Genomic DNA, 23,680 nt, shown 5'->3' on the forward strand with positions numbered 1-23,680 from the left:
CTTCCATTGAAAAGAAAATCGGGTAATCATCATAATCAGGCGAATCCTGAATAAGACAATTTATGCTGTAGCAGACTGCATTTTGTCCAGTACATCCATTACTTCCTTTACATGTTTGGCAGAAGTATCCAGCAGTTCTTTTTCGGCTGCGTTCAATTTCAGTTCAATGATTTTTTCGATACCTTTTTTGCCCAGTACTACCGGAACGCCGAGGTAAATATCTTTCAAACCATATTCGCCGGTGAGCCAGGCGCATACAGGGAAAATACGTTTTTCATCTTTTACGATGGCTTCCACCATTTGAGCGGCTGCTGCACCGGGAGCGTACCAGGCAGAAGTGCCCAGCAGGTTCACGATTTCACCACCACCTACTTTGGTGCGTTGGATAATAGCTTCGAGTTTATCAGCAGCTACCAGTTCTGTTACCGGAATACCACCTACAGTAGTGTAACGTGGCAGTGGTACCATCGTATCACCGTGGCCGCCCATGAGGATGGCCTGAATATCTTTGGGAGAGCAACCTATTTCATCTGCCAGGAAAGCGCGGTAGCGGGCAGTATCCAGGATACCGGCCATACCAAATACTTTGCTGCTGTCTTTTTTAGCGGTCAGATAACTGCAATATGTCATTACATCCAGCGGATTGCTTACAATGATAATGATTGCATCCGGCGAGTGTTTCGTAATATTTTCAGTAACAGATTTAACGATGTTGGCATTCGTTGAAATCAGGTCATCACGGCTCATGCCCGGTTTGCGCGGAAGGCCGGATGTGATTACCACTACATCGCTGTTAGCGGTTTTGGTGTAATCGTTGGTAACTCCCGTCACTTTAGTACTGTAATAATCAATGGGAGCCTGTTGCCAGGTGTCCAGCGCCTTTCCTTCAGCTGTTCCTTCTTTAATATCCAATAAAACCACCTCCTGCAGAAAATCTCTATGGGCCAGTACGTTGGCACATGTTGCGCCCACATTTCCGGCACCTACTACTGTAACTTTCATTTTGTCTATAGCTTTAAAAGTGAAGAATGATTGTGATTAAACAAATGTAATGATTCGGCATTACATTCATCCGTCGCACAGACACTTTTTAACAAGGCATTATTTATTCAGATAAAACAGCAAAGAATCCAGCTTGGCTGCTCCTTCAAAACCTTTTACAAACTGTTGTTTCTTATCATATATATATAAACCAGGGAAGAAATGCAGGTCATAAAAGTACATGATCTGCCGGGTAGGTTCGCTGGCCATAATCACGTTTGGATAGTTCTGGATCTTATATTGATCATAATATTCCTTCATTTGTTCTACTTTGAAGGGGGTGATCATCAGGATCTGTGTTTTTTTAAATTTGTCAATATTTTTTAAGACCTCTTCCGTCAGGTGTTTACAATGGTCGCAATCCACACTGAATACAAACACCATTGTTTTCTCGTTTCTTTTAAGATCATTTTTGGTAATACCGTGTCCATCCACCAGTACCAGCGGGAAAGCGGGAATAATCGGGTATTGCAAATAGGGGGCTTTAGCATTCGAATTTGCAGACGTTTGGGCCATCAATAATGTGGGCAGCCAGCTTAAAATAACGAAAAACACGTAGCGCATACTTGTAAAAGTTTCTTGATTTGAGGTTAAATTTACCCCATAAATGTCATTTATTGAATAAAAAAGACGAAAATTGGGCCGAAAAGGGACTAATCTATCTAATTTTGAGAATTAGTTGCTTGTTCATATGCGAAAATTTTTACTTTTGCAATCCGTATAATTTTTAACTTAAAAAATAGTAACCTATTTATGGCTACCACCGCAGATATCAGAACAGGATTAATAATCAAGCTGGATAACAGCTTGTATTCTGTTGTAGAGTTTGGTCAGAACAAAACCGCCCGTGCAGCCGCAAAGGTTTGGGCGAAGTTGAAGGGCGTTGACAATAGCCGTTCTATAGAGCATACCTGGAACTCAGGAGATAATATCTTCCCGATTCGTATTGAAAAGAAGGCATTTCAGTTCTTATACAAAGATGACACCGGCTATAACTTCATGGACAATGAAACGTTTGAGCAGATAGCGATGGCGGAAAACACCATCGATGCGCCGCAATTTCTGAAAGAAGGCCAGGAAGTGAGTGTTCAGATCAACACTGAATCTGACCAGTACATGGCAGTAGAATTACCGGACAAAATTGTTATGCTCGTTACTTACTCCGAGCCAGGCGTAAAAGGGGATACTGCTACCCGCACCCTGAAACCTGCTACCGTTGAAACAGGAGCTACTGTAATGGTACCTTTGTTTGTGGAAGAAGGGGAGAAGATCAGAGTAAACACCAAGAGCGGCGAATACATTGAAAGAGTAAAATAATTTCATTTAGGGATTTTTTGATTTTTGATGCAGAGATTTTGTCTCCGAAATGTTTTTACACGGACAACAAAATATCAGCACCGGAAGATCATTAAATCCCTAAATTTTCATCAAATTTCTAAACCAAAAACTGTCTACATGGACTTTAAACAGATTCAGGAACTGGTAAAAATGATCAACAAGTCAAATATCAGTGAACTGAGCATTGAACAGGACAAGTTTAAGATTACAATAAAGCAGAAAGACAACGAAGTACAACAAGTAATCACTGTTCCTGCAACCATGGCACCCGTACAGGCAGTAGCCGCTGTAGCTCCTGCAGCAGCTCCGGCCACCGCAGCAACAGCCGCTGCTCCAGCTGCTTCTAAAGCAGATAACCTGGTAACAATCAAGTCTCCAATGATTGGTACTTTTTACCGCAGCGCTGGTCCGGATAAAGCCGCCTTCGTAAACGTAGGCGATGAAGTTACTTCCGGTAAGGTAGTATGCATTATTGAAGCAATGAAGTTATTCAACGAAATAGAAAGTGAAGTAAGCGGAAAGATCGTGAAAGTGCTTGTAGATGATGCATCTCCAGTAGAGTATGATCAACCTTTATTTTTAGTTGAACCGTAATAAATAGCTGTTAGCATTTAGCTGTTAGCCTTTAGCTTTTTCCTGAATGGGTAGGCTGAAGGCTATCTGCTAAAAGCTAACTGCTTAAAGCTAATGGCTATTATTAACTTATAAGGAAAACAATGTTCAAAAAAATATTGATTGCCAACCGTGGTGAAATTGCCCTTCGGATTATCCGTACCTGTAAGGAAATGGGTATCAAGACGGTAGCAGTTTATTCTACTGCAGATAAAGACAGCCTGCACGTGAAGTTTGCGGATGAAGCAGTATGTATAGGCAAACCACAAAGTGCTGAGTCTTATCTGAACATCCCTCACCTGATGGCGGCTGCTGAGATTACCAATGCAGACGCTATCCATCCAGGATACGGTTTCCTGGCTGAAAATGCACGTTTTGCAGAGATCTGCGGTGAACATGGCATTAAGTTTATCGGCCCCACTCCGGACATGATCCGCAGAATGGGTGATAAAATGACTGCTAAAGAAACCATGATTGCTGCCGGCGTACCGGTAATTCCAGGCTCCGAAGGCTTGCTGCAAAGCGTGGAAGAAGCGAAAACCATTGCTAAAAGCATGGGACTTCCGGTAATCATCAAAGCTACTGCCGGTGGTGGTGGTAAAGGTATGCGTGTGGTATGGGATGAGAGTGAAATTGAGACCGCCTACAACATGGCTAAAAATGAAGCCCGCGCTTCCTTCAGCAATGATGGTATCTACATGGAGAAATTCGTGGAAGAACCCCGTCATATTGAAATCCAGGTAGCGGGTGATCAATACGGTAAAGTATGTCACCTCAGTGAAAGAGACTGTTCTATTCAGCGTCGTCACCAGAAGCTGGTAGAAGAATCTCCTTCTCCTTTCATGACTCCTGAGCTGCGTGAAAAAATGGGCGAGGCAGCTATTAAAGCAGCCAGCGCTATCAACTACGAAAGTGTTGGTACCATTGAGTTCCTGGTTGATAAACACCGTAACTTCTACTTCATGGAAATGAACACCCGTATCCAGGTGGAACACGGTGTAACAGAAGAAGTAATCAATTTTGATCTCGTAAAAGAACAAATCAAGATTGCTGCAGGTATCCCTATCTCCGGAAAAAATTATATGCCACAGATGCACGCCATCGAGTGCCGTATTAATGCGGAAGATCCTTATAACGACTTCCGTCCGTCTCCCGGTAAAATCACGGTATTACATATCCCTGGTGGTCATGGTGTGCGTGTAGACTCACACATCTACGCCGGTTATGTAATTCCTCCTTACTATGATTCCATGGTAGCGAAAATTATTACCATGGCACAAACACGTGAAGAAGCGATCAATACGATGGAGCGCGCACTGAGCGAATTTGTGATCGAAGGTGTAAAAACAACTATCCCTTTCCATCAGCAACTGATGCGTGATGAAAACTTCCGTAAAGGCAACTTTACTACCAAGTTTACAGAAACGTTTAAGCTGGTATAACGGTAACGGATATATTATATTGAAAAGTCCTCCTGATATTATCAGGAGGACTTTTTTATGCGTATTTGCAGGGAATATTTTTTAAAAAATAAAGCCCCGGATGAAAATCCGGGGCTAATCATACACCAAAACAATCTTACGGTTTTATCGCAAGAAAAGCAGTTCTCTGTATTTAGGCAGTGCCCATTTTTTGTCGTCCACAAGGAACTCCAGTTTATCGGAGTGGTAGCGGATTACATCAAAGTACGGCTTAATCTTTTCACAGTAATCAATAGCTTTCTGACGGCTGTCAGTAAGCTTGTTAGCTACCTTACGCGCCTCAATCATAGCCTGTACGTTTTCACTAATGGCATTAATATGTTCAGCTATTTTAGCAGCAATTTGTTTTTGAGCTTTAACGGCATCGTCTCCTAAACCAATTTCTTTCAGGCCGCGGATGTTACCTACCAGGTCATTGATATAACTGATGGCACATGGCAGAATATTATTGGTAGCGAGGTCGCCGATAACGCGGGCTTCGATCTGCACTTTCTTCACGTAGTCTTCCAGCAGTATTTCATGACGTGCGTGCAGTTCTTTTTCATTGTAGATACCGGTTTCAGTAAAGAGTTTGGTTGATTTCTCTGTTACGAAAGCATCCAGTGCCTGTGGTGTGGTTTTAATGTTGGGTAAGCCTCTTTTAGCAGCTTCTATTTCCCACTCTTCGCTATAACCATCACCTTCAAACAATACCCTTTCCGAATCTACAATATATTTCCGAAGAGTTTGCATAATCGCAATCTCTTTTTTCTCGCCTTTTTCTATCAGGGCATCCACTTCTACTTTGAAGGTAGCAAGGGTTTTAGCCATGATGGTGTTGAGTACGGTCATTGCAGATGCGCAGTTAGCAGAGGAACCTACCGCGCGGAACTCAAACTTGTTGCCGGTGAAAGCAAAAGGAGAGGTACGGTTACGGTCTGTATTATCCAGCAGCAACTCAGGAATATGACGGTGCAGATCCAGTTTCAGGATGGCTTCGTCCTGCTCGTCAAATTTGTTGTTTACGCGGTTTTTCACTTCCTGCAGTACTTCAAACAGGTATTTACCTGTGAATACAGAGATAATAGCAGGAGGCGCTTCGTTGGCACCAAGACGGAAATCATTGCTGGGAGAAGCGATAGAAGCTCTCATCAGATCAGCATAATCATGAACCGCTTTAATGGTGTTAACGAAGAAAGTGAGGAACATCAGGTTGGTCTTCGGTGTTTTACCGGGAGCCAGCAGATTTACACCGGTATCTGTAGCGAGGCTCCAGTTATTGTGTTTACCTGAACCGTTGATGCCTGCAAAAGGTTTCTCGTGCAGTAACACTTTCAGTTTGTGACGTTTAGCCACTTTATTCATTACGTCCATCAGCAGTGAGTTGTGGTCAACTGCGATGTTTACTTCTTCAAATATAGGAGCACACTCAAACTGAGAAGGTGCTACTTCATTATGACGGGTTCTTAAAGGAATACCCAGTTTATAGGATTCCATTTCGAAATCGCGCATGTAAGCATAAGCACGCTCAGGGATAGCACCAAAATAATGATCTTCCAGCTGCTGGCCTTTGGAAGGTGCATGACCTACCACAGTACGACCGGTCATGATCAGATCAGGACGGGCGTTAGCCATTGCTTCGTCTACCAGGAAGTATTCCTGTTCCCAACCCAGGGTAGCAGTTACTTTGGTAACATTTTTATCGAAATAGTTACATACGTCTACAGCTGCTTTATCCAGGGAAGCCAGTGCTTTCAGCAATGGAGCCTTGTAATCCAGCGATTCGCCGGTGTAAGCAACAAATATAGTAGGGATGCAGAGTGTTTTACCATAACCCTGTTCCAGGATAAATGCAGGAGAAGATGGATCCCAGGCAGTGTAGCCGCGGGCTTCGAAGGTTGCTCTGAGGCCACCGTTAGGGAAGCTGGAGGCATCCGGCTCCTGTTGTACCAGGGCGTCGCCATCAAAAGTTTCCAGGGCAGTACCATCACCTTTCAACGTGAAAAATGAATCATGTTTTTCAGCTGTAGTGCCGGTTAATGGCTGAAACCAGTGTGTGTAGTGTGTCACACCTTTCTTCATTGCCCATGCTTTCATGCCGGAAGCAATCTGCTCGGACATTTTACGTTCCAGCTTGGTACCATTTTTAACAGAGTTCTGCAGGCTTTTATAAGCCTCATCGCTCAGATATTCCCGAACAACTTTACCAGAGAAAACATTGCTGCCAAATACATCGGTAATTTTACCGGTATGTTCGGTGAGTGTAGAGTCTACGCCAGCTAATCCTTCCAGCGCTTTGAAACGTAACGATTGCATGCTGTAAATATTTTACACAAAAGAACGCATCCATTCCTATAAATGCAAATAAATTGTTCATTTTAACCGAAAAATTACATTTAGCTGTTTTAAAACGACCTTTTTTTGCTTTTTGATTAAATATTTAGGATTGAACTGTCTTGAAACTGACAGATTAAAAAATTAATAATATGACATAGGAAGGTGAAATATCTTCGTATGGTCTTAACCGTTAACCTCTTGGCATTTGCCGGAAAATCATGTAGGTTTGCATCTTCTTTTTAATTACTCGTTTTTTTTAACTTAAATACATGCAAACCACCGTAGAAATTGCTGAACAGCTAGGACTTACCGCTGACGAGTTTGAACGAATTAAATCTATCTTAGGCCGCACTCCCAATTTTACTGAACTGAGTATGTACTCTGTAATGTGGAGTGAGCACTGCTCTTACAAAAACTCTATCGTTTGGCTGAAATCCCTGCCCCGTGAAGGTGATCGCCTGCTGGTAAAAGCAGGAGAAGAAAATGCCGGTCTGGTGGATATTGGTGATGGCTACGCGGTTGTATTTAAAATAGAATCTCATAATCACCCGTCTGCCATTGAACCTTTTCAAGGTGCTGCAACAGGTGTGGGTGGTATTCACCGCGATATTTTCACAATGGGCGCTCGCCCCATCGCGGCACTGAATTCCCTCCGTTTCGGTAATATCAACGATAAAAAAACACAACACCTGGTAAAAGGTATTGTACACGGTATAGGCCACTACGGTAACTGCTTCGGCGTACCTACTGTAGGTGGTGAAGTTTATTTTGAAGACTGTTACGGTACCAATCCGCTGGTGAATGCCATGAGCGTAGGTATTGTAAAAGTTGGTCAAACAGTATCTGCTACCTCCCATGGTGAAGGCAACCCTGTTTTCATCGTAGGTTCTGCTACCGGTAAAGACGGTATTGGTGGTGCTTCCTTTGCTTCTGCTAATATTACAGAAGATAGCGCGGAAGACTTACCAGCAGTACAGGTAGGTGATCCGTTCCAGGAAAAGAAATTGCTGGAAGCCTGCCTGGAAATCATCAAAACCAATGCTATCATAGGTATGCAGGATATGGGCGCAGCCGGTATCACCTGCTCCACTGCGGAAATGAGCGCCAAAGGCGAACATGGCATGAACATCTGGCTGGATAAAGTACCTACCCGCCAGGAAAACATGAAAGCATGGGAAATGCTGCTGAGCGAAAGCCAGGAGCGTATGCTGATTGTAGTAAAGAAAGGCCAGGAAAAAGAAATCCTCGAAATATTTGAGAAATGGGATCTGCATTGCGTACAGATCGGTGAAGTAACCAAAGATACCAACCTGAAATTCTACATGAATGGTGAACTGGAAGCAGACGTTCCTGCTGAAAGTATGGTACTGGGCGGCGGCGCTCCGCAATATCACCGCGCTTACACTGAACCTGCTTACTTCTCTAAAATAAAAGCATTCGATATCCAGAATATTCCGGATACTACTCATGCACATTTTGTTGCAGAAAGAATCGTTGCTTTACCTAACATCGCTTCCAAACGCTGGGTGTACAACCAGTACGACAGCATGGTAGGTACCGCTAACGCCAGCACCAACGCTCCAAGTGACGCTTCTATCGTACTGGTAAAAGGCACTAAGAAGGCTTTGGCAATGACTACCGACTGTAACAGCCGTTATGTATATGCTGATCCTCATAAAGGCGGACAAATTGCAGTGGCGGAAGCAGCCCGTAATATCGTTTGCTCCGGTGGTGAACCAGTAGCTATCACTAACTGTCTGAACTTCGGTAATCCTTACGATCCTGAAGTATACTACCAGTTTGTACACGCTGTACAAGGTATGGGTGAAGCCTGCCGTAAATTCAATACACCTGTTACCGGCGGTAATGTAAGTTTCTATAACCAGTCTCCTGATGGTCCTGTTTACCCTACACCAACAATTGGTATGGTGGGTATTCTGGATACTATGGATCAACGCATCACACTGGATTTCAAAGAAACCGGCAACCTGGTATACCTGGTAGGACGCAGCCGTAACGATATCAACAGCTCCGAATACCTGCATAAGATCATTGGTATAGAATTTAGCCCTGCACCGCATTTCAACCTCGAAGAAGAACTGCACCTGCAACAGGCTATCACTAAACTGAACAAAGCACATCTGATCCAGTCAGCACATGATGTAAGTGAAGGTGGTTTGTTTGTTACCATGCTGGAAAGCGCTATGCCAAGAGGTTTGGGCTTTGAACTGCAACTCAATGGTAAATTCCGCAAGGATGCTTACCTGTTCGGTGAAAGCCAGAGCCGTGTAGTAATCACCATCAGACCGGAAGATAAAGAGAAGTTTGAAGCACTGATGCATGGCCTGGTAGACGCTTCCGATACTTCCGTACGTTACGAGAAGTTAGGGGTAGTTACCGGTGAACACATAAAAGTAAATGGTGAAGACTGGGGCAATGTAAGCACCTGGAAGAAAAATTACGATACTGCTATCGAAGAACATCTGAAAAAATAGCTTTTAGCAGTTAGCTATTAGCTTTTAGAATAATAAAAAAGGTTCGCATAAATCCTATGCGAACCTTTTTTATTATTCTAAAAGCTAATAGCTAACTGCTAAAAGCTATTTATCAGGAGAGATGCGGGTTGTAGGCAGATAGGTATGTACGCCATTTACATCTTTCTTTCCTTCTGCATGTGAACAAGAAGCCTGTTAAAACCCACTTCGTAGTTATTATTCACATAGGCGTTGTGGTTATACGGTGTACCTTGTTTATCACCCGGACTGGTGCCCAATGTGTTTTAATAATAAATTGCCGGCGATACCATATCAGGAATCACAGGAATAGCAGTATGCCCATAATAAGCACTATTGTAGCCTCTGTTTTGCCACTCAGGAGGGCGAAGTGCAGGTAAGGTGCAAAACCTGTTAAACGGCCTGTATGGGGGTATTGCTGTAATATTTTTCCCGTATAGAGGTCCGGGGAGATGTATACTTTATGATCTGCGAAATATTCTGCCCGCAGCAGGATACTATCATCATTGTTTAGTTTCCCTATCAACAGACCTGTTTCTTTGAACCGGTAAGTTTGGATGGCCACGAAAGTGGTATAACCATATTCCCGGTCTGCGTCAGTAAAATCCAGTGGATGTTTTCCCGCTGATTTGGGCTACAGACGCCGCAAAGTTACCATAGCTATGATAGTTGCATTTACGCAAAGAGGAAAAATATTGATCGGATAGGGAAAAAGAGGAGCTATTTTGCCTTCCAGTGATTTATTGCTGCAGTAAGAATCTTTAACAACCTATTAACAAAATACCACTTTCGTGTTATATTTTCTTGTAAAATCTAACATATTTTTGATAAGAATCAGATGCAAACGATTCCTGAATTAAAATAAAACCATCCGTATAAAATATTTGGAATCACTTGGTTATTCCAATTTCTATGAAAACCATTTGTTCTCTACCATGTCCTGATGAAATCTAATGAAAAATTACACCTAGTGAAAGAACGATTTGAAGTAAGGGCTGAGTAAAATCAGCCCTTTTGTATTTTGTTATATTGAGATTGTCCTCCTATCTTGCCAACTCCCGCTGACCTTTTCCCATTTTCAATAAAAAAGCCTTCCTGAATAGCAGGAAGGCTTTTAATATGTTGGAATTGAATGTTTTAGAGATAATAAAGGTTACATCTAAAAATAATCAAATCTCAAAAGGCTTATACCATTGGAATTTCAGCCACTTCGTAAACTTTCTGATCCAGTTTAGCTTTGGTTTCGCTGAAGGCATTGAGTGTCAGTTCAATATCTTCATCGTTATGAGCCGCAGTAGGGATCAGGCGATAAATGATCTGTCCTTTAGGGATTACCGGGTACACTACGATAGAGCAGAAAATATTATAATTTTCGCGTAAATCCAGGCACATAGCGGTTGCTTCAGGAATATCACCCTGCAGGTAGATAGGTGTTACCGGAGAGTTGGTTCTACCGATATTAAATCCACGGGCTTTCAGGCCGTTCTGCAGTTTATTTACATTTTCCCACAGTTTAGCCTTCATTTCAGGATGCTGGCGCATCAGCTGAACACGTTTCAGGTGACCTACCACTATTGGTAAAGGAATGGATTTGGCAAATATCTGGGAGCGCATGTTATAACGCAGGAAATTGATGATGGCTTTTTCGCCGCTAATGAAAGCACCGATAGAAGCACCGGATTTTGCGAAAGTATTGAACAGCAGGTCAATTTTGTCCTGCACACCCTGTTCTTCACCAGTACCGGCACCGGTTTTACCCATGGTACCAAAACCATGTGCATCATCTACCAGCAGGCGGAATTCATATTTATCTTTAAATGCAGCGATTTCCTTCAGCTTACCCTGATCTCCGGCCATGCCAAAAACCCCTTCAGTAACTACCAGGATACCACCACCATTGGTTTTAGCCAATTCGGTAGCACGCTTCATTTGTTTGTCAAAATCTTCCATATCGTTATGCTTGAACACATAACGTTTACCTGGATGCAGGCGAAGACCATCCAGGATACTGGCATGACATTCTGCATCATATACGATTACATCTCTGCGGCCAACGATAGCATCAATGGCACTCATGATGCCCTGGTAGCCGTAGTTCAGCAAAGTTGTGGCTTCTTTACCCATGTAGTCGGAAAGTTCATTTTCCAGTTGCTCATGGTAATTGGTGTTGCCGCTCATCATACGGGCGCCCATGGGAGAGGCCAGTCCAAAGTCAGCTGCAGCTTTAGCGTCTGTAGCACGAACTTCCGGGTGATTGGCCAATCCCAGGTAGTTGTTGAGGCTCCAAACGATCTTTTCATTGCCCCGGAAATTCATACGGGGGCCTATTTCTCCTTCCAGTTTAGGGAATGCGAAATAGCCATGGGCTCTGTCTGAATGTTCCCCGATAGGGCCCAGATGTTTCAGCAGTTTCTCGAAAATATCCATACGCTATATTATGTAATGGTTAATTGCTTCCAATAAAAACGGACACAAAGGTATTAAAATATTACTTTTTGTAAACTTGGTTTACATTTGCCGCGCATCTTTTAACATTATTCATACTATGAAATTCCGGTAAAGGCCGGAATATTACAGTGACTTTCAAATAATTACCATCTGATGAAACTAAACAATCTTCTGACAGCCGCATTCCTGTTGATTGCACCGGCTGTTTGGGCACAAAAAGCAACATCCCCGAAGCCTTTCCATCATCTTTCACCACCTAAAGTTACTAAAACGGCCGCCAGACCAAAACTGATAGTTGGTGTAGTAGTAGATCAGATGCGCTGGGATTACCTGTACCGCTATGGTAGCAGATATTCAGCCGGTGGATTTAAAAGATTGTTACAGGATGGTTTTTCCTGCGAAAATACCCTGATCAATTATACTCCTACTATCACTGCCTGTGGTCATACCTGCGTGTATACCGGCTCGGTGCCTGCTATTCATGGCATCATCGGTAATACGTGGTACAGTACTGTACTGGGCCGCAAAATGTATTGCGCAGAAGATTCTACGGTAAATACTGTTGGCAGCAGCTCTGCAGCAGGTAAAATGAGTCCGCGTAACATGCTCGTAACTACTATTGGCGACGAATTAAGATTGTCCAATAATTTCCAGAGCAAAGTAATTGGCGTGGCTATTAAAGACCGTGGTGCTATTCTTCCTGCAGGACACAGTGCCAATGCTGCTTTCTGGTATGATGGCAGCACCGGAAACTGGGTTACCAGCACTTATTACATGAACGAATTACCAACATGGGCACAGGAGTTTAATAACCAGAAATATCCACAACAATATCTTAGCAAACCGTGGACCACTTTATATCCTGCGGCTACCTACACCCTCAGCACATCAGATGAAAAACCGTATGAAGGCAAATATAAAAATGCTTCCAATACATCTTTCCCACATGATCTGAGCAGTATTGCCAACGGCACCATTGCAGCTTCCCCATTTGGTAACACCATGACATTGGAGTTTGCCAAAAAGGCCATGGAAGCTTACAATCTTGGTAAAGGTAATGTAACAGACTTGCTTGCTATCAGTCTTTCTTCTACTGACTATGTAGGTCATCAGTTTGGACCCAATTCTGTGGAAGCAGAAGATACTTATATCCGTTTGGATCAGGACCTTGCTACCTTATTCCAGTACCTGGATGCAAAGGTAGGTAAAGGTCAGTACCTGTTTTTTATTACAGCAGATCATGGTGTGGCGCATGTACCCGGCTTTATGGAAGAAAATAAACTGCCTGCTGGTACCTGGGATGATAGCGATGCTATGAAAGCACTGAATGAACAGATTGCCGGCAAATTTGGTGTAAAAGACGCGATCAAAGCGGTGGATAACTATCAATTCTGGCTGAATCATAATGCTATTGCAGCAGCAGGTAAAAATGAATCAGATATTCAACAGTTTATGATAGCACAATTACTGCAATCACCCGCTATTGAAAAAGCATTTCCACTCAATAACCTGATGACCACTACACTGCCGGAACCTATGCGTACTATGCTGGCAAATGGTTTCAATGTTAAAAGAAGCGGTGATATACAGGTGGTATTAACACCTGGTTATATAGACGGCGGCAAAATCGGTACTACACACGGTTTATGGTATCCTTACGATGCACATATTCCTTTGGTATGGATGGGTTGGGGCATTCAGCCGGGTAAAACCAACCGCACTATCGGAATGACAGATATTACACCTACGCTGGCTGCTATGCTGCATATTCAGATGCCTAGTGGTAACGTGGGTCAGGTGATCCAGGAGATTACCCATTAATTTTTTTTTGTTTAGATTGCCGTAAGAATAATTACGAATTACGAATTGCGAATTACGATTTAGTGGAGAGATATTCGCGAAGATCTCCTATTATATCTCCTTACTAAATCGTAATTCGCAATTGGCAATTCGTAATTACAATTGTTTCTTATGGCTTTTTCGTTTTTACAATATGAAGTGGCTGCGCGCGTAGCAACTATCACACTGAATCGCCCTGAAAAGCGAAATGCATTAAATGGCTTACTGGTGGCGGAACTTCGCCTGGCATTTAAAACTGCTGCTGCAGATGATGCAGTAAAAGTGGTTATATTGAAAGGAAACGGTGAAGCTTTTTGTGCCGGCGCTGATCTGGAATATTTACAGCAGCTGCAAAAAAATACCTACGATGAAAACCTGGCTGATTCCCAGGAGTTAATGCAGCTGTTTCAGGAAATTTATCAATTAGATAAGATTGTAATTGCGCAGGTAGAAGGGCATGCTGTAGCCGGTGGCTGTGGCCTTGTTACTGTTTGTGACCTGAGTTACGCGGTACCGGAGGCCTTATTAGGATATACTGAAGTGAAAATAGGCTTTATCCCTGCGCTGGTAGCCGTATTCCTGGTACGAAAAATAGGAGAGGGAAGAGTCCGGGAACTATTACTCACCGGCAAATTGGTGACTGCAGCAAAAGCCGCTATTGATGGTTTAATCACTACTGTAATTCCTGCCACAGAAATTAAAGCACATGTAGCAAAAGTGGCTGCCAGTCTATGTAATGAGGCATCCGCCAACTCACTGAAAGTGACAAAAAAATTGATTGGCACAGTGTTGGACTTACCATTGGAGAAAGGGTTGGCGCATGCAGCAGCATTGAATGCAGCTACCCGTGGACACGATGACTGTAAACGCGGTATTGCCGCTTTTTTAAATAAAGAAAAGCTTACCTGGTAGTTCGTTATCAATATATAACCATACTACCACCGAACTAACACACCATACTATGTCACATCGGTTATTTTTAACTTTCATCTTCTTATGCCTTACCAGCTCATCGCAGGCGCAGCGCACTGTTTCAGATGCCAAGATTGTGTATAAAATGGAGCTGCCACCTGAGCAACTTCAAATGGATGCTATGCTGGAAGGCAGCACTTTTACACAATATATGCGCGGTCCGCTGAGCAGGATAGATATGAATTTCAATATTGTACATTATACCTATCTGATTAACAGCAAAGACGAAACCATGACTACGCTGATTGATCAGCATGGCACCAAATACCTCATCCGTGCAGGAAAGGAGGAGTATGAGAAAGATCTGAAGCAGTATGAAGATATACAATTCAAAGACCAGCCCGAAACGAAACAGATAGTTAGCTATAATTGCAGGAGAGCTATTGGAACGATGCCTGGAGGACAAACTTTTGAGGTGTATTATGCTATAGATCTGGTGCCGGAAAACAAGCAATATAATCGTCGTTTTGTAAACCTGAAAGGCATTCCGTTAGAGTTTGAAATAATTACCAAAACAGGTGCTAAAACCAAGGTGATCGCTACTAAAATAGAATTGTACCCTATTCCTGCTTCTTATTTTGATGTGCCTAAAACAGGGTATAAAGAAGTGAGTCAGAAGGAGTTGAAGAATATGTAAGGAAGGGCTTCGCCCTTTTAGATTGTCTTACTCAGGATTAGGCTGATTTAGATGATTATGCTGATTTTATTTTTATTTACGCAGGATTCAATATTAGAAATAAGATCCCTGATGAAAGAAAATAAAATCAGCATAATCATCTAAATCAGCCTAATCCTGAGTAAGACATTTTTTTCAGGCGAAGCCTGAAGATCTCCAAATGAAAAGAACCGGTTAAAAAGCTATTAAACTTTTTAACCGGCTCATATTGTACTTGAAGAAACGTAAAGTTATTATCCTTTCTTAAGCGGCAGAATAATCTGCAGTTTCTGAAAGTTCATGTTTCCGGGCGGCTGTTGCAGCACCTGAACATTGTAAGGCACTACGTAGGTCACATTACCCTTGGTGTAGGTCATTACGGTTTTGAAGTTTATTACATTATTATTAGTAAACTTAAAGTCAGAGCTTAGGGCACCGGTATACCGGTAACCTGCATCGAGGCCCAGGTTAGTTTTGGGCATAGCAGTATTCAGCACAAAATGCGGATTGTCTGCTGATTTTTTCACTTTGTCTTTATTATTATCGGTGGGCAAAAGACTAACATTTGCCAGCGCATTGAGAGCAAAAAAGGCTAAAGCGCCCGCCAACAAGCAAGACAATGAAAAAGTGCGTGATATGTTTGTTTTCGCTTTCATTGTAATTCAAATGTACAAACTTTTTTATATATCTTATAACAAATTCTTAACGCAAGATACAACTAAATCACAAGGAAATGTTAAAAAAAATATAAACGGCTCATATCACCCGATTTTGGGGGATAGAAAAAGTCTTATATTTACAGTAATGAGTAAGGACTTTTCATTTTTAAACGAGGATTTTGACGATCTGAGAGACTTGTTGCAGCAGTTTGAAAACCTCAGAGCTGGTAAGTCTCATTCTTTTTTGGACGAAGATTCATTTGAGCAGATCATAGATTATTATGACGAGCATGACGAAATGCCGATCGCGTTGCAGGCGGCAGAACTAGCCATCGAACAATTTCCTTATTCCTCCTCCCTGCTACTTAAAAAGGCCAACTTACTTATAGAAACCAAAAAATACAAAGAAGCCCTGGATCTGCTGGGAAAAGCAGAAGTACTGGACCGCACTGATATTAATCTTTATATACTGCAAACAGATGTGTACCTGGCGCTGAATCAGCACCAGAAGGCCGCTGCTGTGCTGGAAGAGCAAATAGAGCAGTTTACAGGAGAAGACAGAACTGAGCTGTTGCTCGAGCTGGCAGATGTGTATGATGATTGGGAGGAGTTTGAAAAAGTGTTCGATTGCCTGAAAATGGCCCTGGAATATGATCCCACCAGTGAGGAGGCTTTGCATAAGATCTGCTTCTGGACAGAATTTACCGGTCGTAATGAGGAAAGTATCCGCTTGCACAACTTCATTATCGACGAACATCCCTATAATCACCTGGCCTGGTTTAACCTGGGCACGGCTTTTCAGGGGCTGAAGTTATATGAAAAGGCGATAGATGCCTACCAGTATGCTGTAGCCATTGATGAGAAATTTGATTATGCCTACCGTAACATGGGCGATGCGTATATCCGCCTCCGGAAGTATGCCGAAGCGATAGAAGTGCTGCAGAAACACCTGGAAATAGCCAAACCGGAGGATGTTATCTATGAAGCCATCGGTCATTGTTACGAGCGTCAGCGTAAGTTTACACAGGCCCGCTACTATTACCGTAAAGCCTCGCATTTGAGTCCTAATGATGACAAGCTATACTACAAGATAGCGGTGGCATACATGATGGAGGCCAACTGGGATAATGCCGCCAAATCACTGTTGAGTGCACTTAAAATAAATAAAACCAACGCAGAGTATAATATGAGTTTGGGTGAATGTTACCTGGAACTCGGAAAAAACAAGGATGCACTGATCCATTTCATGAACGCGGTTAGAACCCGGCCCAAGAGTGCTGTCACCTGGCAGGAACTACTGAAAGGGCTATATGTATCCGGATTCATGGAAGAAGCATTGGTGCAACTGGCTATAGCAGAGGAAAAAGCAGGTAGAAAGCCTGTATTTATCTATTATCGGGCAGCCATCCTGATAGCTATGGGGAAAACCAAGGAAGGTTTGCTGCACCTGGAAACAGGTTTGCAACAGGCGCCTAAAATCGTAAAAAAGCTGGTAGAGCTGGATCCGGCTATATTACAGCATGTGAGTGTGGTAGATCTGATTGCGCAATACCGCCGTAAACGTTAACCAATGTTATTTACTTTAATAAAATAAAGTATACTTCTTATTTTTGCGCCGGCTTAAATTGTCATGGACAAAAGTCAATAGTATTTCCGGTTACTAAAATTGCTACTAAGCTATCCCGAAGTGCCTGGCGAAAACTAGTATGTGTTTTACTGACCAATAAGAAGATAAAAATATTTCAAATGAATTTTAATCTGACACAAATCCCGGAAAGGACAAAGAAACCCCGTACACATGGATTAACCATGGTGATGGATAAGGGGCTAAGTTTGGAAGAAGCACGAAATTTTTTATCTGCTGCCGGTCCTCACATCGACATCCTGAAACTGGGCTTTGGCACTGCTTTCGTTACGCCCAATCTGCGCGCTAAAATCGAACTTTACCAGGCTGCTAACATCCCCGTTTACTTTGGTGGTACCTTGTTTGAAGCCTTTTTAATCCGTAACCAGTTTGACGACTATGTGAACATAGTAAAGGACTATGGCATTTCCTATATGGAAGTTTCCGACGGTTCCATCACTATTCCGCATGCTGAAAAGTGCGGTTACATTGAGAAGCTGGCTAAAGTTGGTCTGGTATTGAGTGAAGTGGGTTCTAAAGATGCAGAACACATTATTCCTCCTTATAAATGGATCGAATTGATGAGCGCCGAACTGGCTGCCGGTGCTACTTACGTAATTGCAGAAGCCCGCGAAAGTGGTAACGTTGGTATTTATCGCGGAAGTGGTGAAGTACGTGAAGGTCTGGTACAGGAAATCCTGACACAGATACCTGCTGAAAAAATTATCTGGGAAGCCCCTCAGAAAGCACAACAACTCTATTTCCTGGAACTGGTAGGCTGTAATGCCAACCTGGGCAACCTGGCTCCTAATGAAGTAATTTCCCTGGAAGCCATGCGTATTGGTTTAAGAGGAGATACTTTTAGTCTGTTTCTTGACAGAGAATAATTTTTAAATAATTACAAATTACGAATTGTGAATGACGGTAATGAGCGCAGCATCGCTTCTATCCATCATTCGCCATTCGTAATTTGCAATTCTCAATCAACGATTCATGAAAATTTACGGACTTATCGGTTATCCGCTCAGTCACTCCTTTTCAAAAGGTTTTTTTGCACAGAAATTTGAAAAGGAAAATATAACGGGATGCCTGTACGAAAACTTCCCACTACCCGGTATCGCGGACTTTCCCCTCTTATTGCAACAACAACCACAGCTTAACGGATTAAATGTAACCATTCCCTATAAGGAAGTGGTAATCCCTTTCCTGGATGAACTGAGCAAAGCGGCGGCACAAATTGGTGCGGTAAATTGTATTCGTTTTAAAGATGGGAAAAAGACCGGTTATAATACGGATGTGATTGGGTTTACTAAATCGTTGCAACCATTATTACAACCACATCACAACCGCGCATTGGTACTGGGTACCGGCGGAGCAGCCAAAGCAGTGATGTATGCTTTGCAGGAACTGGCTATTCCTTATACGGTGGTAAGCCGCCAAACAGCTAATGGTGCGGTATCTTATGACTCGCTGGATCAGACAGTTATAGAACAACATACATTAATTATCAATACTACCCCATTAGGGATGTATCCCAAGGTGGATACACTTCCCGAAATACCTTATCAATACCTTTCTTCCAGGCATTTGTTATATGACCTGGTATATAATCCGGCAGAAACATTATTTCTGCAACGTGGCGCCGCACAAGGGGCCACTATCAAAAACGGGCATGAGATGCTGATCCTGCAGGCGGAGGCGTCGTGGGAGATATGGAATGGCTGATTGTCTTTCCCAGGATTAGGCTGATTATACTGATTACCCTGATTTTGTTTTGCTGATTTAGATAGATTTAAAAAGATTAGCGAAGATCTCAGCGGATATTGTCTGAACCAGGATTTAACGGATTGAATGGATTACCATGATGGATGCCGAAGATCATAGCGAAGATATTCGCATATATCTTCCAGATAAAACAATATAACATCCATCAGGGTAATCCATTCAATCCGTTAAATCCTGGTTCAGACAATATCCGCTGAGATCTTCGCTAATCTTTTTAAATCAAAAAAATAAAATACCCGCTGAAATCTCCGCTAATCTTTTTATAATCAAAAAAACAAAATCAGGGTAATCAGTATAATCAGCCTAATCCTGTGAAAGACAATTTTCGCTATTCCGGTTTGATCATATAATACACACACGTGGTCACAAAATTCCTCACAAAAGGAATGGCCGCAATGGGCTTCCACTGTTCACGTGCACTAACCCCGAATTTATATTTATAGATAGGATTGATCAGATAAAACCTGCGCCGGGTGATCTTATATTGCTGGCGTTTTACAATACGCTCAAAACGTTCGATAGAAATGCCGGTGGATTTTACTTCCATCAGATCTACCACCACATCATCACCTTCGCCGAAGAGGCGCAATAGCCCTTTGTATAAAGGAACGGGCAGCAGATGAATATAAGGGACCATGCTGAGGAATTTATTTGCACAGATCTGCTGGTGGCCTCCATGGGGCATATACCAGGGCGGGAAGCCAAAGTACACTTGTCCGCGGGGGGTAAGCAACTGTTTCAGATGTCCGATGATTTTTTCCTGATCGGGAATATGCTCAATCGCATCTTTGAGGATGATCACATCAAAAGAGTTACGGAACTCTCCCAGAAAATCAACGTCATAAATGTTTTTGGCGATCAGTTTTAATTGTCCGGCATCCAGGTATTTTTGCAGAAAATTTTTGGCCAGTTCAATACGGTCCGGCGCAAGATCAACTCCTACACAGTGGCAACCTTTTTCCAGCAATGGGGTGAGTACACCGCCTTCCCCACAGCCTACCTCCATTACCCGAAGACCTTCCAGTTGCGGAAATTCCTGTTGTATGAAGGGCAGCACATAGTTGCGCGAATTGTCTACCTGTTGCTGGTACCGTAGTGTTGCGTCTTTATGATGTTCTAATGACATGGTTTAGAAAATTCCGTGAATTTAGTAAAAAGGGCTTAGCTTTTAGCTATTAGCTATGAGTATTTAGCTTTTAGGCGTTTGGATGCTCCATTTTTTGCAGGCTAATTGCTAACAGCTAATAGCTATCTTTGCGGGATGCAAACGAACGAAATAATAAATTACCAGGAAGGAGCCGTGATACTGATCAACAAGCCATTAACGTGGACCTCCTTTGATGTAGTACGTAAAATAAGGAATACCACCAAAGCTAAAATTGGTCACGCCGGCACGCTGGACCCATTAGCAACCGGGCTGCTTATTTGCTGTACCGGTAAAATGACAAAAAAAATAAATGAATACCAGGCGCAGGAAAAAGAATATACCGGCACTTTTACTTTAGGTGCTACCACGCCTACATTCGATAAAGAATCTGAACCTGAAAATTTTAAAGACATCAGCAATATTGATGAAGCTGCCTTACTGGCTGCTACCAAGCCTTTCATCGGCGAAATCATGCAGCTGCCACCTATTCATTCTGCTATCAAACAAAATGGTAAACCTATTTACCTGTTGGCCAGAAAAGGGGTAGATGTAAAAGTAGAACCACGTAAATTAACCATTACTGAATTTGAGATCACCAAAATAGCCTTACCGGAAGTACATTTCAGGGTTGTGTGCAGTACGGGTACGTATATACGTTCCTTAGCAAATGATTACGGCGCTACTTTAGGATGTGGTGCTTATCTGAGCAGTCTTTGCAGAACACGTATCGGTAGTTTTAAACTGGAAGATGCCACTGATATGGCCGATTTCATTGCTGCCAACACCATTCCTAAAACGGATAACCAATAGCAATATTCCAGATAATATTATTACGGCGCCAATGGGCGTCTTTCAAATCCCATTCACTTACATACCAGCCATTTTTATTACCGGTGAAATAAGGTACTTTCAATGGTATACCCCAATCCAGGCGGATGAGGAAGAAGGAGAAATCTAAACGCAGGCCCGCACCGGTGCCCATGGCCAGATCATGATACAACTGATTAAACTGGAACTCGGAGCCGGGCCTGGATGGATCTTTCTTGATCATCCAGATATTACCCATATCCAGGAAGGTAGCGCCTTTGAGATTAACGCTGCCGCCAAACATCCTTAACAGATCAAAACGATATTCCACATTGCCTTCCAGCTTCATATCTCCTGTTTGATCCGGAAATGCCTGTGCGGTGGCAGAAGAATCTTTGAAAGAGCCTGGTCCCAGCGTACGTAGCCGCCATGCACGGATACTGTTAGGCCCGCCGGAAGTGAATTGCCGCACATAAGGCAGCACCTGTGAATAACTATAAGGAATACCCAAACCGGCATATACCCTGGTAGCCAGACCGCTGTGCAGGCCCACTTTCCAGAAGTGACGGTAATCGGCTTCTATCTTCACAAAATTGGAAATATTAACCTTGGTCAGCGTTTCCAGGTTCGTTTTATTCCCTGAGATGGTATTCAACAAACTATTGATGCCATTCAGCCACAGGCCGGACTCTTCCATGTTAATCCTGAAATAGCTATAGTGGCGCTGATGCAGTAAATCCTGGTTGCTGTAGATATAAGACACACTCTCACCACCTATCAACGCAGGTTCAAAGCTGCGTTTAAGGTATGGATTGGTATTTACTACCGAATCTCTGAATTCCTGGTTCAGAATAACGCCTACATAGTTAAGGGTGAAAGGCCTTACTATCCAACGTTTGTACAGGCTCTCATTCCAATCGTATCCATAGGACATATTGATGCTGGTGATATCAAATTTGTCTATACGTGAAAGGTAATTGGCACCCAGTGTTAATCGTGTTTTTACATTTGATCTGCTGGATTGCCGGATATTAAAGGGCAATGCAAACCGTGGCCAGGTAAGACTTACCTCTCCTCCAAATTGTTTGGATTGCAGTTCCCAGCCACTGCTCTGAGGGCGAATCAACTCAATACCGGTATTGAGGGCCATTCCAAACTGGGCAGCCGTATTATTCAGATTAATATGCCGGTAGTTGAGTGTAATACCCGAACCCAGCAGATAGTCGCTACTGTTGCTCACCTCAAAACTTAGTCCCAGCTCCTGTTTACGGCGTGGCGTAAGGAACAGGTAAGCATCGAGCGCATTAGCAGTATCCTTGCGCTCTTTATATTGCAGCGTAACAAACTGCCATATACCGATATCATACAATTTGTTAACCGTGTTATTATACTGTTGCAGGGAATAAGTTTCTCCGGGTCTTAGCAGGATAGACTTAGACAGGATCTTGGGTTTGAGCATTTCCTGGTGAAAGCGGATAGTAATATATTTCCGGGCATCCTGTTTAAGGGAGCTGTCATTAGGATTACCATTCAGCGAAAAATCAGGGTATGCATATATTTTACTGATGTGATATAATTGCCAGTTGCTGGTGGAGTCTTCCGGATTTTTGATACGCACTTCCACGTCCATGGTCAGTTTTTCCCGGCCTTTGTTTTCATTAAAGATATTAACAAATCCTTCAAAGGGGTTGAGGCTATTACGGAACAGGGCTTTGTTAAGCGTGTCCACACTGTATTCTATCGCATCGCGGGTAAATTTGTAGTAGCCGGCATCTTTGATGACGCGGGTGAGCCTTTCTCTTTCGCCAGACAGGGTAGCTGATTTAAAGGCAACACCTTTTTTAATCAGTGATAATTTTTCGTTGTTTTTTACAACATTCAGTATCGCGGTATCCGGTATATCGTAGGTGATTTTATCTATCACAAAATTTCTGCCTGTATTCACGTTGTAGGTAACGCTTGTTTTACGGCGCTTTGTTTTAGCCGTGTAACCTACTGTAGCATAAAAGAATCCCTGGTTGCGCAGGTAGCTGGTCATGCGGTCTACAGATTCTTTTGATTTGGTAGAATCATATACCACTGCTTCCTCCAGGTTTCTTTTGGACAGGAAGATATTCCAGAACCAGTTTGATTTTTCTTCATTATACTTCTGGTTATAGAGCCATACTTTTATGCGGGAGTTGAGCAGCTTTTTATTGGGTTGCTGCGTCATCAGTGATTTGGAAGAGAGTGAACTGCGGAGATCCTGTTTTTCTGAGTTAAGGATTTCCCCGGTTACAGCTACCTTGCTACTGGTGTATAATGTTTGGTCCTTTTGCAGGTACCTGGTGTTGGAACAGGCGCCCAATGTTAGTACTACAGCCAATAGCAGCAAGTATTTCAGCAGTAGAGTAATAGAATTGGGAAGCAGCTGCATCACGGGCGAAAACGTTATTTATATTTT

General features: G+C 42.8%; 19 protein-coding genes. 11 read left to right on the plus strand and 8 right to left on the minus strand.

From position 1 onward, the window contains the following. Positions 1-60: 60 nt before the first annotated feature. Both mdh and CLV51_RS09910 read right to left on the minus strand, forming a co-directional pair. Entirely contained in the window at positions 61-1,002 is a 942-nt protein-coding gene (gene mdh / locus CLV51_RS09905; RefSeq protein WP_106527881.1) for a malate dehydrogenase, read from the minus strand. A gap of 99 nt (positions 1,003-1,101) precedes the next feature. Then, complete coding sequence (locus CLV51_RS09910) at positions 1,102-1,605, minus strand: peroxiredoxin family protein (RefSeq protein ID WP_106527882.1); 504 nt, start codon at positions 1,603-1,605, stop codon at positions 1,102-1,104. A 189-nt stretch (positions 1,606-1,794) separates the two neighbouring features. Between CLV51_RS09910 and efp the strand changes: the two genes are divergently transcribed. The 3 genes from efp to accC all read left to right on the plus strand — a co-directional run bounded on the left by efp (position 1,795) and on the right by accC (position 4,433). Continuing rightward, positions 1,795-2,358, plus strand: coding sequence for an elongation factor P (efp, locus tag CLV51_RS09915; RefSeq protein WP_106527883.1), 564 nt, complete (start codon positions 1,795-1,797; stop codon positions 2,356-2,358). A gap of 138 nt (positions 2,359-2,496) precedes the next feature. Further along, positions 2,497-2,973, plus strand: a complete 477-nt coding sequence (gene accB / locus CLV51_RS09920; RefSeq protein WP_106527884.1) for an acetyl-CoA carboxylase biotin carboxyl carrier protein — start codon at positions 2,497-2,499, stop codon at positions 2,971-2,973. Positions 2,974-3,095: 122 nt separating this feature from the next. Continuing rightward, positions 3,096-4,433 (plus strand): acetyl-CoA carboxylase biotin carboxylase subunit, encoded by a 1,338-nt coding sequence (gene accC / locus CLV51_RS09925; protein ID WP_106527885.1) that lies wholly within the window; start codon positions 3,096-3,098, stop codon positions 4,431-4,433. Between the two features lie 144 nt (positions 4,434-4,577). Here the strand turns inward: accC and CLV51_RS09930 are convergent, their stop codons facing one another. Beyond that, positions 4,578-6,767, minus strand: coding sequence for a glutamine synthetase III family protein (locus tag CLV51_RS09930; protein WP_106527886.1), 2,190 nt, complete (start codon positions 6,765-6,767; stop codon positions 4,578-4,580). Between the two features lie 290 nt (positions 6,768-7,057). On the opposite strand from CLV51_RS09930, the gene purL reads away from it, so the two are divergent. Next, positions 7,058-9,283 carry a phosphoribosylformylglycinamidine synthase subunit PurL gene (gene purL / locus CLV51_RS09935; RefSeq protein ID WP_106527887.1) on the plus strand — a complete coding sequence of 742 codons (2,226 nt, stop codon included), beginning with the start codon at positions 7,058-7,060 and terminating at the stop codon, positions 9,281-9,283. 319 nt (positions 9,284-9,602) lie between these two features. Here purL and CLV51_RS09940 read toward each other — a convergent pair whose 3' ends face one another. After that, positions 9,603-9,866: a hypothetical protein gene (locus CLV51_RS09940; RefSeq protein ID WP_106527888.1), complete on the minus strand. Its 264-nt coding sequence runs from the start codon at positions 9,864-9,866 to the stop codon at positions 9,603-9,605. Positions 9,867-10,486: 620 nt separating this feature from the next. Further along, positions 10,487-11,728, minus strand: a complete 1,242-nt coding sequence (locus CLV51_RS09945; RefSeq protein ID WP_106527889.1) for an aminotransferase class I/II-fold pyridoxal phosphate-dependent enzyme — start codon at positions 11,726-11,728, stop codon at positions 10,487-10,489. A gap of 174 nt (positions 11,729-11,902) precedes the next feature. Here CLV51_RS09945 and pafA point away from each other — a divergent pair, with 174 nt between their 5' ends. From pafA to CLV51_RS09960, 3 genes are all read left to right on the plus strand, one after another. Next, a complete protein-coding gene (gene pafA, locus CLV51_RS09950; protein WP_106527890.1) occupies positions 11,903-13,570 on the plus strand; it encodes an alkaline phosphatase PafA in 1,668 nt (555 codons plus the stop codon). 150 nt (positions 13,571-13,720) lie between these two features. Next, positions 13,721-14,500 (plus strand): enoyl-CoA hydratase/isomerase family protein, encoded by a 780-nt coding sequence (locus tag CLV51_RS09955; protein ID WP_106527891.1) that lies wholly within the window; start codon positions 13,721-13,723, stop codon positions 14,498-14,500. A gap of 49 nt (positions 14,501-14,549) precedes the next feature. Continuing rightward, complete coding sequence (locus tag CLV51_RS09960) at positions 14,550-15,197, plus strand: hypothetical protein (RefSeq protein ID WP_106527892.1); 648 nt, start codon at positions 14,550-14,552, stop codon at positions 15,195-15,197. Positions 15,198-15,469: 272 nt separating this feature from the next. On the opposite strand, the gene CLV51_RS09965 is transcribed toward CLV51_RS09960, so the two are convergent. Further along, on the minus strand, positions 15,470-15,871 hold the full coding sequence (locus tag CLV51_RS09965) for a hypothetical protein (protein WP_106527893.1): 402 nt from the start codon (positions 15,869-15,871) through the stop codon (positions 15,470-15,472). 148 nt (positions 15,872-16,019) lie between these two features. Between CLV51_RS09965 and CLV51_RS09970 the strand changes: the two genes are divergently transcribed. The 3 genes from CLV51_RS09970 (at position 16,020) to CLV51_RS09980 (ending at position 19,223) form a co-directional block, all read left to right on the plus strand. After that, positions 16,020-17,441 (plus strand): tetratricopeptide repeat protein, encoded by a 1,422-nt coding sequence (locus tag CLV51_RS09970; RefSeq protein ID WP_106528794.1) that lies wholly within the window; start codon positions 16,020-16,022, stop codon positions 17,439-17,441. Positions 17,442-17,620: 179 nt separating this feature from the next. After that, positions 17,621-18,385, plus strand: a complete 765-nt coding sequence (locus tag CLV51_RS09975; RefSeq protein ID WP_106527894.1) for a phosphosulfolactate synthase — start codon at positions 17,621-17,623, stop codon at positions 18,383-18,385. Positions 18,386-18,491: 106 nt separating this feature from the next. Continuing rightward, on the plus strand, positions 18,492-19,223 hold the full coding sequence (locus tag CLV51_RS09980) for a shikimate dehydrogenase family protein (protein ID WP_106527895.1): 732 nt from the start codon (positions 18,492-18,494) through the stop codon (positions 19,221-19,223). Positions 19,224-19,611: 388 nt separating this feature from the next. Here CLV51_RS09980 and CLV51_RS09985 read toward each other — a convergent pair whose 3' ends face one another. After that, on the minus strand, positions 19,612-20,409 hold the full coding sequence (locus CLV51_RS09985) for a class I SAM-dependent methyltransferase (RefSeq protein WP_106527896.1): 798 nt from the start codon (positions 20,407-20,409) through the stop codon (positions 19,612-19,614). 135 nt (positions 20,410-20,544) lie between these two features. Between CLV51_RS09985 and truB the strand changes: the two genes are divergently transcribed. After that, a complete protein-coding gene (gene truB, locus CLV51_RS09990) occupies positions 20,545-21,240 on the plus strand; it encodes a tRNA pseudouridine(55) synthase TruB (RefSeq protein ID WP_106527897.1) in 696 nt (231 codons plus the stop codon). Here the strand turns inward: truB and tamL are convergent. Beyond that, the gene (gene tamL, locus CLV51_RS09995; RefSeq protein ID WP_158266968.1) at positions 21,221-23,602 is read right to left on the minus strand and encodes a translocation and assembly module lipoprotein TamL; all 2,382 of its coding nucleotides are present in this window, start codon (positions 23,600-23,602) and stop codon (positions 21,221-21,223) included. The two genes, truB and tamL, sit on opposite strands and share 20 nt — an antisense overlap. Positions 23,603-23,680: the final 78 nt, after the last annotated feature.

The sequence above is a fragment of the Chitinophaga niastensis genome, from assembly GCF_003014755.1.
GTDB classification, from domain to species: Bacteria; Bacteroidota; Bacteroidia; order Chitinophagales; family Chitinophagaceae; genus Chitinophaga; species Chitinophaga niastensis.

Excerpts from the sequence above, each read along its gene's own strand:
- mdh (WP_106527881.1), bottom strand. The coding sequence starts at position 1,002 with ATGAAAGTTACAGTAGTAGGTGCCGGAAATGTGGGCGCAACATGTGCC.
- CLV51_RS09910 (WP_106527882.1), bottom strand. The coding sequence starts at position 1,605 with ATGCGCTACGTGTTTTTCGTTATTTTAAGCTGGCTGCCCACATTATTG.
- efp (WP_106527883.1), top strand. The coding sequence starts at position 1,795 with ATGGCTACCACCGCAGATATCAGAACAGGATTAATAATCAAGCTGGAT.
- accB (WP_106527884.1), top strand. The coding sequence starts at position 2,497 with ATGGACTTTAAACAGATTCAGGAACTGGTAAAAATGATCAACAAGTCA.
- accC (WP_106527885.1), top strand. The coding sequence starts at position 3,096 with ATGTTCAAAAAAATATTGATTGCCAACCGTGGTGAAATTGCCCTTCGG.
- CLV51_RS09930 (WP_106527886.1), bottom strand. The coding sequence starts at position 6,767 with ATGCAATCGTTACGTTTCAAAGCGCTGGAAGGATTAGCTGGCGTAGAC.
- purL (WP_106527887.1), top strand. The coding sequence starts at position 7,058 with ATGCAAACCACCGTAGAAATTGCTGAACAGCTAGGACTTACCGCTGAC.
- CLV51_RS09945 (WP_106527889.1), bottom strand. The coding sequence starts at position 11,728 with ATGGATATTTTCGAGAAACTGCTGAAACATCTGGGCCCTATCGGGGAA.
- pafA (WP_106527890.1), top strand. The coding sequence starts at position 11,903 with ATGAAACTAAACAATCTTCTGACAGCCGCATTCCTGTTGATTGCACCG.
- CLV51_RS09955 (WP_106527891.1), top strand. The coding sequence starts at position 13,721 with ATGGCTTTTTCGTTTTTACAATATGAAGTGGCTGCGCGCGTAGCAACT.
- CLV51_RS09960 (WP_106527892.1), top strand. The coding sequence starts at position 14,550 with ATGTCACATCGGTTATTTTTAACTTTCATCTTCTTATGCCTTACCAGC.
- CLV51_RS09965 (WP_106527893.1), bottom strand. The coding sequence starts at position 15,871 with ATGAAAGCGAAAACAAACATATCACGCACTTTTTCATTGTCTTGCTTG.
- CLV51_RS09970 (WP_106528794.1), top strand. The coding sequence starts at position 16,020 with ATGAGTAAGGACTTTTCATTTTTAAACGAGGATTTTGACGATCTGAGA.
- CLV51_RS09975 (WP_106527894.1), top strand. The coding sequence starts at position 17,621 with ATGAATTTTAATCTGACACAAATCCCGGAAAGGACAAAGAAACCCCGT.
- CLV51_RS09980 (WP_106527895.1), top strand. The coding sequence starts at position 18,492 with ATGAAAATTTACGGACTTATCGGTTATCCGCTCAGTCACTCCTTTTCA.
- CLV51_RS09985 (WP_106527896.1), bottom strand. The coding sequence starts at position 20,409 with ATGTCATTAGAACATCATAAAGACGCAACACTACGGTACCAGCAACAG.
- truB (WP_106527897.1), top strand. The coding sequence starts at position 20,545 with ATGCAAACGAACGAAATAATAAATTACCAGGAAGGAGCCGTGATACTG.